Source organism: Maritalea sp. (assembly GCF_047634455.1).
GTDB lineage: Bacteria > Pseudomonadota > Alphaproteobacteria > Rhizobiales > Devosiaceae > Maritalea.
This window is the reverse complement of record NZ_JBLIAI010000074.1, coordinates 1-10914: the sequence shown is the minus strand read 5'-3', so window position 1 is coordinate 10914 and position 10914 is coordinate 1. Positions and strand designations below refer to the sequence as shown.

The 10914-nt window shown below is 50.7% G+C and carries 11 protein-coding genes and 1 pseudogene; 4 read left to right on the top strand and 8 right to left on the bottom strand.

The genetic code is table 11. From position 1 onward, the window contains the following. The coding region (locus ACJAZW_RS13835; RefSeq protein WP_415159102.1) for a LexA family protein at positions 1–340 on the bottom strand (340 nt) is incomplete at its 3' end. Positions 341–847: 507 nt separating this feature from the next. On the opposite strand from ACJAZW_RS13835, the gene ACJAZW_RS13830 reads away from it, so the two are divergent. Beyond that, positions 848–1045 (top strand): hypothetical protein, encoded by a 198-nt coding sequence (locus ACJAZW_RS13830; protein ID WP_415159100.1) that lies wholly within the window; start codon positions 848–850, stop codon positions 1043–1045. Positions 1046–1566: 521 nt separating this feature from the next. Then, the gene (locus ACJAZW_RS13825; RefSeq protein WP_415159098.1) at positions 1567–3036 is read left to right on the top strand and encodes a diguanylate cyclase domain-containing protein; all 1470 of its coding nucleotides are present in this window, start codon (positions 1567–1569) and stop codon (positions 3034–3036) included. Between the two features lie 22 nt (positions 3037–3058). Here the strand turns inward: ACJAZW_RS13825 and ACJAZW_RS13820 are convergent. Further along, positions 3059–3160: pseudogene (locus ACJAZW_RS13820) on the bottom strand (metal ABC transporter solute-binding protein, Zn/Mn family); the annotation flags it as partial. Between the two features lie 328 nt (positions 3161–3488). Here ACJAZW_RS13820 and ACJAZW_RS13815 point away from each other — a divergent pair. Both ACJAZW_RS13815 and ACJAZW_RS13810 read left to right on the top strand, forming a co-directional pair. Beyond that, positions 3489–4655 (top strand): AAA family ATPase, encoded by a 1167-nt coding sequence (locus ACJAZW_RS13815; protein WP_415159096.1) that lies wholly within the window; start codon positions 3489–3491, stop codon positions 4653–4655. Then, on the top strand, positions 4652–5266 hold the full coding sequence (locus ACJAZW_RS13810; protein WP_415159094.1) for a hypothetical protein: 615 nt from the start codon (positions 4652–4654) through the stop codon (positions 5264–5266). Before ACJAZW_RS13815 ends, ACJAZW_RS13810 begins: the two co-directional genes overlap by 4 nt. Before the next feature lie 117 nt (positions 5267–5383). Here the strand turns inward: ACJAZW_RS13810 and glp are convergent, their stop codons facing one another. From glp to trpE, 6 genes are all read right to left on the bottom strand, one after another. Further along, the gene (gene glp / locus ACJAZW_RS13805; RefSeq protein ID WP_415159092.1) at positions 5384–6598 is read right to left on the bottom strand and encodes a gephyrin-like molybdotransferase Glp; all 1215 of its coding nucleotides are present in this window, start codon (positions 6596–6598) and stop codon (positions 5384–5386) included. Between the two features lie 4 nt (positions 6599–6602). Beyond that, positions 6603–7082 (bottom strand): cyclic pyranopterin monophosphate synthase MoaC, encoded by a 480-nt coding sequence (gene moaC, locus ACJAZW_RS13800; protein ID WP_415159090.1) that lies wholly within the window; start codon positions 7080–7082, stop codon positions 6603–6605. Then, complete coding sequence (gene trpC, locus ACJAZW_RS13795) at positions 7083–7889, bottom strand: indole-3-glycerol phosphate synthase TrpC (protein ID WP_415159088.1); 807 nt, start codon at positions 7887–7889, stop codon at positions 7083–7085. It abuts the gene before it with no gap. Next, entirely contained in the window at positions 7886–8908 is a 1023-nt protein-coding gene (trpD, locus tag ACJAZW_RS13790; RefSeq protein WP_415159086.1) for an anthranilate phosphoribosyltransferase, read from the bottom strand. Before trpD ends, trpC begins: the two co-directional genes overlap by 4 nt. Next, on the bottom strand, positions 8905–9519 hold the full coding sequence (locus ACJAZW_RS13785; RefSeq protein WP_415159084.1) for an anthranilate synthase component II: 615 nt from the start codon (positions 9517–9519) through the stop codon (positions 8905–8907). Before ACJAZW_RS13785 ends, trpD begins: the two co-directional genes overlap by 4 nt. Further along, the coding region (gene trpE / locus ACJAZW_RS13780) for an anthranilate synthase component I (protein WP_415159082.1) at positions 9516–10914 on the bottom strand (1399 nt) is incomplete at its 5' end. The genes trpE and ACJAZW_RS13785, both read right to left, overlap by 4 nt.

Here is a 10914-nt window from a genome sequence, read left to right as displayed (position 1 = left end):
CTGTGGCGTTTGGGGCATCCTCATCATATTGTGGGCGTGTTGGCCGGGTAGGTGCACGACCAAGGTCACCCTCAATCACACTCGGCTCAAATTTGGACTTCCTGCCACCAAGTGATGGGTTCATGCTGTCTGGCAAACGAACCACTTCCATGGCGCGCGCTCTGTTCGGCAATCGCCTGATAAACCCGCGTTCCTCCAAAGCCGTGATAAGTCGGTGTATGCCTGACTTTGACTTCAAATCCAGTGCGTCCTTCATCTCATCAAATGAGGGGGGGACACCACTTTCCTTCATGCGCTCGTGGATGAACATCAGCAGTTCATGTTGCTTGCGGGTCAACATTTCGAAGTCCTTTGCAGCCTATAATAGAATCGGAACAAATGTTGAACAACTATAACTGTTCTTTATATGTTCTGCAAGGCCTGTTCACTCGACGGAAAACCAGCGGGTCGCTAACCCTGTGATCAAATTGCAACAATTAACGATGGTGTGCCAAATTGTCCCAGTTTTGTGTTGTATGCGTGCGATTCTAGGGGTATCTGAGAATTGTCTTTAATCAGGTTGGTCCCACCAACCACAACGCCAAGGAGGTTTTTATGACTACATTTCGCAAAACACTTCTGGCAATTCGTTTGCCAGCTTAACAATAGCGCAACCGATCCTTCCCTCAGCATTTTTGCTGTAGTCTTTTAGGTTCAAATTCTCAACTTATCTGATCCCGCTTTGGCGTTCGGATCAATAACCTCATTTGTCGAATTTTGCGCCGTTTTTTGCGGTGGGCTTTCGGCACAATTACATTCCAAATTATGGAGCGGCGGAGCCTTGATTGGTTTGGCCGAGCGAAAACACATGAAAAAACAACATGCACTTTCCGAGCAATATTTCGAGCGATTAGGCCGCCTTGTTCAAATTCTACTCGACAGACTTGAGGCCCGTCGAAAGCGAAAGGCAGTTCGTGCCTATTATCTGAATGCTGGCGACTTAAGCGCGCACATTCGAAAAGATATCGGACTAGACCATGCAAATGACAGACACAATTTGCGGTAATGTAGCCGTAAACGGGCGGCGTTTGGCGCGTATGGCGATCTTGGTCCCGGATCAAGTCCGGGACGGCCAAGATTGTTTTGATATACCGTGCCAGACCACTGCTGGCATATAGTGATTTGGTATATTGCGTCAGACCCACCTGTGGCATTCCCGGCCCTGAGCCGGTATCAGACAAAATGTTGAGTTAATCGTACAAGCTTGAAACGGACTGTCCGCTGCGGTTCGATTGGCAGTTCGTTTTGGACCCTCGGGTGATTATTTGGCGTTCACCCCACGCAGGCTGCCCGAGGGTGACGAGAGGAAGGAAGAAGCTACTTGGTCGGTTCTGGTTGAGAAATACGATCTCGCTTCACCTAACGGGATCGCGTGTGGGCCAGGCGGCCATTTAGGGTTGCATCTAATCTGCTGCAGGCCCTGTTAAGTACAAATTCACAATAAGCGTATTCGCTTAGTTTTGTTAAATCCATTGCAGCACCTGTTGCGCATAATGGGCGTTCAAGTCGTCCCAGCAGGAGGCAATAATGCACAAGAGACATCCGAGCCGTATCGTTTTTTCAATAGGCTCCATTTTTGCGGCATTTGCTGTGCTGGTTGTTGCATTTATTGTGTCTAGTTTGTTTGTGCTTGATGTGGCTGGCAAATCAGCAAACGGGTTGAAGTCTGCGGCAGATAAGCGCGCCGTTTCCAGTTTGTTGCAGCGTGAGATTGCCGACCTGTCGCAGCGCCAATCTGAGGTAACGTGGTGGGACGCCAGTGTTGAGGCGATTACCAACGGAGTTGATGAAACATTCTTCACGGACCCAATGTTGGAATGGTTTCCGGGCGAATATGGTATTGAGCGATCAGCACTGATCTCGCCAGATGACGAAGTGTTGTTGCATGCCGAGAATGATGCGTTTGTTGCAGGTGTTCGCGCCCTGTCCTTTGCGTCACAGACCTTTGATTTGGTCCGTCGTGCGCAACAAAACTATATGGAATTACGCGTAGGGGAAGATGGTGAGTTTTGGGTGGAAGACGACCCAATTCGTGGCGAAACATTGCTCTTTGCACAAGATATTCGCAAAATTGATGGCGTATTTGGCTTTGTAATTGCCCAAGCCATTGTTCCTGATGGAGAATTGAGATTATCAGATGGTGGCGCGCATGTTTTGGTGGTTTTTCGCCCGTTTACCGAACAAAGGATTGCCGAATATACCAGCAAGAATGAATTGAAGGGCTTTTCAGTTTCAGATGATGCGCCGATTGGCAATGTGGGTGCCATTGAGGTCACGTCTGAAATCACCAACGATATTGTTTATGTGAGTTGGCAATCTGCATTTCCGTCTGACGGGATTTGGCTTGACGCGTTGCCCGCTTTGGCGGCCATGTTGGCGTTAATTACTTTGGTTATGTTCATTGTCACCTTGGTTTACGCCCGCCTGATTAAACGCACACGAGAAGCGGAAGCGCGCAATCGATATTTGGCCAATCATGATCCCCTGACCCGATTGCCAAACCGTACCCAATTTGATGAGGCATTGCAAAAAACCATCAATAGCGGCAATTTGGAGAGCTGTGCGGTGCTGTGCATTGATCTTGATAAGTTTAAACCGGTAAATGACACGTTTGGGCACCCAGCCGGCGACGTCGTTTTACGCGCCGTGGCGGAACGGATCGCCGCTGTCATTGGCGAACGCGGCATGGTTGCCCGGCTAGGTGGTGACGAGTTTATCGCGCTTTTGCATCACGCAACCAACAAAGATGAAATCATGCTGATTTGCGACAATCTGATTGAGAGCGTGTGCCAAGAAATCATTTTTGAAGATTATGAGGTCTATGTTGGCGCCAGCGTTGGGGTTGCGTGGTGGCCCGAAGATGCTTTGACCGCTGATATGGTGATCCGCAGTGCCGACCAAGCGCTCTATCGTGCCAAGGCACTAGGCCGCGGCCGCGCTGTACGTGCCGATGAGCTGGAGCATGGGCCTACGCCAGCCATTGCTGCGCGCGGCTGATTTCGCGCGGCGTGGGCTGTTAATTATGGATTTCTGCGCCCGGCTTGGTGATGGAAACAACAGTTGCCGCATCCCCTGCCACATTTTGGACCATGTCCGCAATAATCGTAAACGTTGTCATCGCCTAGAGTTTGGCATGGCCAAGCGAAGAAAACAAGGTATGGCCGCGCAAGCCGCAATCAGCGTATTGGCGACCAAAGGCTTATCAAAATTCATGGCGTGATCCCGATCACCTAAAACGCGGGTTGATTGCATCCGCAATGGAACTTCAGGTCGTTTGTAGGAATTGTTGCCAATGATTTGCAGGAGAGGTGTTTGATTTCCACGATGCATGCTGATTAATATCTCGTAGTATGGCATGAATTGTTCGTTTTTGATAATTGGCAGATCGGCGGGGTTGTGAGTAACTCCTACTAAGATTAATCTGTTTAAAACTATTGTTAGGATGACCAATGCACATCAGCCGTTTGAAGCTAAAGAATTGGCGGAATTTCAAGGCTGGCGAAATCCAGAACCTACCAGACTCTGTTTATGTTTTGGGACCAAATGCATCTGGAAAATCGAATTTTTTGGATGTAGTTCGATTTTTGAGAGACGTGTCTAAGCATAGAGGAGGTGGGCTTCAGGATGCAATAGAACGTCGCGGAGGCGTGGGGAAAATCCGCTGCTTGCATGCTAGGAATGATACTGAAATCCTTATTGAAGCGGATATTGTGAATGAAGATGGTTCTCCTATTTGGAAGTATGAGCTAGGTTTCAACATCCCGCCCAAAGGAAAACGAGATCCAAAAGTCACTAAAGAAAAAGTGACAGTATTTGGGGATGAGGGACGACCAAAAATCCTTCTAAATAGGCCGACGAAATCCGACAAGAAGGACGAATTGCTGCTTCGCGAGACGCACATTGAGCAGATTAGTGCAAATGCAGAATTTCGAGAGCTTGCAGATTTCTTTTCAGGTACAACCTACGTTCATTTGGTGCCCCAACTTCTAAAGTTTGGTGATCAGATTGGGGGCAGGGTTGTCGAAGATGATCCGTTTGGTCAAGAGTTTATGCTTAGAATCGCTCGAACAACCCCTCGTACAAGGGACGCTAGGCTAAAGAGAATAGAGGCGGCATTGCGGACAATTGTTCCACAATTGGAAGACCTTAAATTCCTGAAAGATGATATTACTGGTCACCCACATTTGGAAATAAAATTTAAGCATCATCGCCCACAGGGAGCAAAACAGCGCGAAGACCAGTTTTCGGACGGCACATTACGGATTATGTCGATTCTCTGGTTGCTACAGGAACGTGGGAATTCGCCTTTGCTGCTTGAGGAGCCTGAGTTATCGCTTAATGAAGAAATTGTTGCTCAACTGCCAAGGATCATGGAGTCCGTGAAGACTAAATCCAGGAATGGTCGACAGTTTATTATCACTACGCATAGCCAAGCCTTGTTATCAAATACGGGCATTAATCCTGACGGGATTGTGATTATAACGCCGTCTGATGACGGTTCTAACATGCGCAATGTTTCAGATTCCGAGAAAGCTGCGCTTGCTGCTGGGCTTTCGGCAGCGGAAGCGGTATTGCCAGATGCACGGAAAACAGGACAACTCAGCCTTTCAATATGATTGTTTATTTTTGCATTGAAGATGAACTTAGCCGCACTGTAGCAGAAAGGCTAATTTGCGATTGCTGCCCTGCGGGCACTTATTCGAAAGAGCTTGGTAAGGCATATGGCGGTTTTGGCTACATCAAATCAAATTTGCAGAAATTCCACAATTTGGCACTGACCTATCCAGTTCTTATTATTACAGACATGGACCAACATCAGTGCCCTCCTTCGCTTAGAAGAAACTGGCTCGCAGCTGCAAACTTGGACGAGCCCTTACCCAACAGTATGCTTTTTTGCATCGCTCAAACGGAAATTGAATCTTGGCTGCTAGCGGATACGCGCGGCATTGCTCAATTTTTGAGTATTAGCCAGGCCCGTTTGCAACAGAACATAGAATTGACAGTTATTGACTCAAAAGAATATCTTATCAACTTGGCAAGACGATCGCGGAATGCTGCTGTCCGTAAAGAGATTTGCCCAGAACGAGGAAGTAGCGCAATAACTGGGATGGGTTACAACTATAAACTGTCGCAGTTCGTCAGAAACGATTGGGATGTCGAGCGGGCGGCGGAAAACAGTTCCAGCTTACGCCGCACCATTAATAAGCTTGCTGGTTTGGCGCTATAATTCTTAGTTCCGTGGACACTTAGCCAATTCATCCAATGGTGCACAATTTTTCGATGTCAAATCGTAATTGTATTTGTGCAGCATTTAGACTTGGAATTCCGCTAAAAAATAGCACCTCTACCCAACCACCCAAGGCATCATCAACACATCCACCATTTCACCAAACCCTTTGTTCTCCTCAAGCGGCTTTTGCACCACAAAGCAATCGCTAGCGGAAAGTGAGGTGAGGTGGGCGCTGTCCGATTGCATGTGCGGGTCAACGGCCAAGGTGCCGTTGGCATTTTTGGTCAGTTTGGCGCGGCGATAGTGTTGGCGGGGGCCATTGGAGGCCATATCGGCGGTGAGGGGCAATTGCACAATCATGTGCTCGGGTGATTGGCCCAGTTTGGCTTTGATCGCGGGGACCACGAACACCGTGCCGGTGACCAACGCTGAGACCGGATTGCCGGGCAGGCCGAAAATCGTGGTTTTGCCAAGCGTGCCAAACATTAGTGGTTTGCCGGGGCGCACGGCGATTTTCCAAAAGCTTAGATTTACGCCCAGCACTTCCAAAACTTCTTTGACATAGTCTCGGTCGCCAACGCTTGCGCCGCCTGTTGTCACCAAAATGTCTGGTTCTTCATCTAGCAGGCGTTTGAGTTCTGATTTAAGCGTTTTGCGGTCATCTTTGATGATGCCGCCATCTTTAACGTTCGCGCCGAAATGGGTGAATAGCGGCGTCAGGCCAAAGCCATTTGAAGCGATGATTTGATCTTTTTTCAGAGTTGAACCCGGCGGCACCAGCTCGTCACCCGTGGCAACCAAGGTCAGCGTAGGATTTTTGCGCAACTGCATGTGGGCTTGGTTCGCCGCCGCGGCCAGCGCCACATGAAACGGGCTAAGTTTGGTTCCCGAACCAATCAGCACGTCGCCGCTCGCAAAATCGTTGCCTTTGTCGCGCACGTTTTGCTTTTCGATCACATCATCGTTGAGTGTGATCTGGTCGCCTTGGCGGGTGATCTTTTCTTGCATGATCACCGCGTTCGCGCCCTTGGGCATTGGCGCGCCGGTATAGATGCGGGTGCACTGGCCAGCGCTCAACGTGCCGTCAAATGCCTCACCAGCGGCTGAAATGCCTACGACATTCAGTGCAGTTCCCTTCGCGCCATCATCCGCGTTCAGCGCATAGCCATCCATGGCGCTGCCATCAAATGGGGGTTGATCGAATGTGGCTGTAATGTCAGCGGCGAGCAGCCTGCCATTTGCACGGTCTAGCGACACTGTTTCAACCTGGGTGGGCGAAATGGCGTCTATGATGGTTTTTAGCGCGTCAGCAACAGGCAGAAGGGTCATGGATTTACTCGCGGTTATAGGTGCCGGACTTGCCGCCCGACTTTTGTTCCAATTGGGTTGGGCCGATGACCATGGATTTATCGATCGCTTTGGCCATGTCGTAAATGGTTAGGGCCGTCACTGACGCAGCTGTCAATGCTTCCATTTCGACGCCGGTTTTGCCCTCGACACGCACAAGCGCCGAGACTTCAAAGCTGTTTGTGGCGTCGTCTGGCGTGATCGAGATTTCGATTTTGGTCAGGGCCAACGGGTGGCAAAGGGGGATCATTTGCGACGTGTTTTTTGCCGCCATAATGCCCGCAACCCGCGCAACGCCTATAGCATCACCTTTTTTCAGGTTGCCGCTTTTTACCGCGTCAAACGCGGCTTGGCTCATACTTATGCGGGACGTGGCCACAGCTTGGCGTTGGGTGACAATTTTGCCGCCCACGTCAACCATATGGACTTCGCCATCTTCATTTATGTGGGTGAGTTTTTCGGCCATCTATGCTGCTTCCTTGCCGGTAAGCAGCAATCGCGTGGCCTTGGTCACATCTGGCTGGCGCATCAAGCTTTCGCCCACAAGGAAGGTGCCCACATTGGCTTTATCATCCAGCATTTGCACATCTGCAAAGGTGAAGATGCCGCTTTCGCTGACCAAATGCCTGTCGTTAGGCACGTTTTTCGCCAATTCAATTGTGGTTTCAAGGCTGGTCGCAAAGGTGCGCAGATTGCGGTTATTGATGCCGATCAGCTCGGCGTTCAATTTCAGGGCGCGATCAAGTTCAGCTGCATCATGCACTTCGATCAGCGCATCGATTTTCCAGAATTTGGCCGCAGCGTTCAAATCTTCGGCCAATTTGTCGTCAACCGCTGCCATAATGATCAGAATGCAGTCCGCCCCCCAGGCGCGCGCTTGCGCCACTTGGTAGGTATCGTACAGAAAGTCCTTGCGCAAAACAGGCAGGGCCGTTGCCGCGCGGGCGTCTTTTAGAAACTTTGGAGAACCTTGAAACGAAGGGCCATCGGTCAGAACCGATAAACATGCCGCACCTCCAGCTTCGTAATCGGTAGCATGAGAGGCCGGATCAAAGTCTTCGCGGATCAAACCCTTGGAGGGGCTCGCCTTTTTGACTTCAGCAATCAGTGCATATTCGCCAGTTTGACGTTTGGCTTTAAGGGCGTTCAAAAAGCCGCGCGGGGCGCTTGCATGTTTGGCAAGTGTGTCCAAATCTCCGCGTGGCATGTTGAGCTTTGCAGCGGCGATTTCTTCGCGCTTATAGGCTTCGATTTTACGCAGAATATCAGTCATTTTTTGGCCACCTCGTTCGACACCCGAACCAATTCGTCCAGTTTAGCTTTGGCTGAACCATTATCCACTTGTTTAGCCGCCAGCACTACACCAGCTTTGAGGTTGTCCACCTTGTTCAAGATCAAGAAGGCGGCGGCGGCGTTTAACAAAGCGATGTCGCGATAAGGGGATAGTTTGCCCGCAAACAATTCACGCATTGCAGCGGCATTCTCATCTGGTGTGCCACCCAAAATGTCTTTTGTTTGCGCAAATGGCAAACCGGCTTCTTCGGGTGAGATTTCAAATTCGGTGATTTTGCCGTCTTGGATTTTAGCAACAGAACTTGTGGTTGTTGTGGTCAACTCATCCAAACCGTCATTGCCGAACACAACCCATGCTGAGGTCGCACCATTCTTGAGCAATGATTCAGCGACTGGGCGCACCCATTGCTTGTCGTAAACGCCGAGCAAATAGTTTTTCACGCCAGCTGGGTTTGATTGCGGGCCAAGCAGGTTGAAAATGGTGCGCACGCCCATTTCCTGCCGGGACGGGCCAACAAAGCGCATCGCCGCGTGATGGTTGGGCGCAAACATGAAGCCGATGCCCGCCCGTTCGATACAGGCGGCAATGCCTGCGGCGGGCAGGTCCAGCTCCACGCCAAGGGCCAACAAGGCCTCCGAGCTGCCAGACTTAGATGACAGGGCTTTGTTGCCGTGCTTGGCCACGGGGCAGCCCGCAGAGGCCACAATGATCGACGCCGTCGTCGAGATATTATAAGTGCCAACACCGTCGCCGCCGGTGCCAACAATATCGATTGCGTTTGAAGGGGCGGCGACTTTGGTCATTTTTTCGCGCAGGATTGAAACCGCGCCGGCAATTTCTTCAACTGTTTCGCCTTTAACGCGCAGCGCCATCAGAAAAGCACCGACCTGCGACGGTGTCGCTTCGCCGGACATGATGAAGTTCATTACATTGCGCATTTGATCGAACGACAGGTCTTTGGCGTCAGCTAAATGATTGAGCGTTTCTTTGATGTTCATGATGCGCTCCGTGTTTTTGCGGCGTTAAACGCGTTGGCGATGTCGATAAAGTTTTGCACGATCTGGGTGCCACTTTGTGACGCTATGCTTTCCGGATGAAACTGCACTGAATGCAGCGGCATTGTTTTGTGGGCAATGCCCATAATCATGCCATCATCCGATGTTGCGGTGACCTCTAGTTCGCTTGGCAGACTTTTGGGGTCGATGGTCAGGGAATGATAGCGGGTGGCGGTGATGCCGTCCTTGTTCAGTCCCTTAAACACGCTCTTGCCATTGTGCCGAATGGTTGACGTTTTGCCGTGCATCAAAGCTGAGGCCCGCACAATGTCTGCGCCAAACGCTTCGCCGATAGATTGATGGCCAAGGCAAACGCCAAACATCGGGATTTCGTTTTTGAACCGTTCAACCATCGGCACACAAATGCCCGCTTCTGTTGGGGTTTTTGGTCCCGGGGAAATCACAATGCCATCCGGCGCCATTTCCTGAATTTCGCCAATGGTGATCTTGTCGTTGCGCACAACTTGCATTTGGATATCGTCAAGTGCGCCTATCAAATGCACCAGATTGTAGGTAAAGCTGTCATAATTATCGATAACGAGCAGTTTGGTCATTGGCCCATCTCCGGCTCATCCGCATAGCGCATCGCTTCTTGTGCAGCGCTGGTGAGCGCTCTGGCTTTGTTTTCGCACTCAAGCTGCTCAAGTTCTGCCTTGCTGTCTGCCACAATGCCAGCGCCTGCTTGTACGTGAATTTTGCCATCTTTAATCACGGCTGTGCGCAACACAATACACGTATCCATCCAGCCATCCGCGCTGAAATAGCCCACGCAACCCGCATAAATGCCCCGGCGGTGCTTTTCGAGCTCATCAATAATTTCCATCGCCCGAACTTTGGGCGCACCGGATACCGTGCCGGCAGGAAAACCGGCGCTTAGGGCGTCAATATTGTCGAGGTCCGAGCGCAGCGTAGCTTCCACATTGGAAACGATGTGCATGACGTGCGAATAGTATTCGAGGAAAAACTGGTCGGTAACTTCAACCGTTCCAATTTCTGCTACACGGCCAACATCGTTGCGACCAAGGTCCAACAGCATCAGATGTTCGGCCAATTCCTTTGGGTCAGAAAGCAGCTCATCGGCAAGAGCACGGTCGCGCTCTGGCGTTGTGCCACGCTTGCGGGTGCCAGCGATTGGCCGAACGGACACTTTTTGGTCTTGTACCCGCACCAAAATTTCTGGACTTGATCCGGCAATGGAGAAATCGGCAAAATCCAAGAAATACATGTACGGACTAGGGTTGGTGCGACGCAATGCCCGGTAAAACGCAACCGGGGGTAGGGTGAAGTCTGCTGAAAAACGCTGACTTAGAACAACCTGAAAGACGTCTCCAGCGCGGATATATTCTTTGGCTTGCACAACCATCGCCGAAAACTCTTCCTTAGACGTGTTGCTTTCAAACGCAAGGGTGGCAATTTCAGCGCGTTCTTTTGCCAAAGGTGCTGAATTGGAAAGGCGCGCATGCGCAGAATCTAGCCGCTCCTGGGCCGCTTGGTACGCAGCAGCCGCAAGAGTTTCAGCGTCAGGTCGCACAGGCGTTGCAAAATACAACTCGTCTTTGATGGTATCAAAAACCGCCAGCAGGGATGGGCGCATCAAAAGGGCATCAGGTGCGCCAATTGTGTCCTCGTTGTCGTCGGGGAGATCCTCGATTTCGCGCACCATATCATAGCCAAGATATCCAAAGATTCCCGCTGACATTGGGGGCAGACCCTCAGGAATTTCAAGCGCAGAGGCCGCTAGCAATGTACGCAACTCATCCAGCGGCGCATCAGGCAACGGCTCAAAACGGTCTGGCTCAACCATGGGGTTGAAGTTGATCGAAGCTTTGCCGCGTTCAATTTTAAACAGCAAATCAGGTTCAAGCCCGATCATGGAGTAACGACCGCGTGTCGCACCACCATGAACAGATTCGAGCAAGAATGTGTTTTTTCGACCCTGAGAGAGTTTT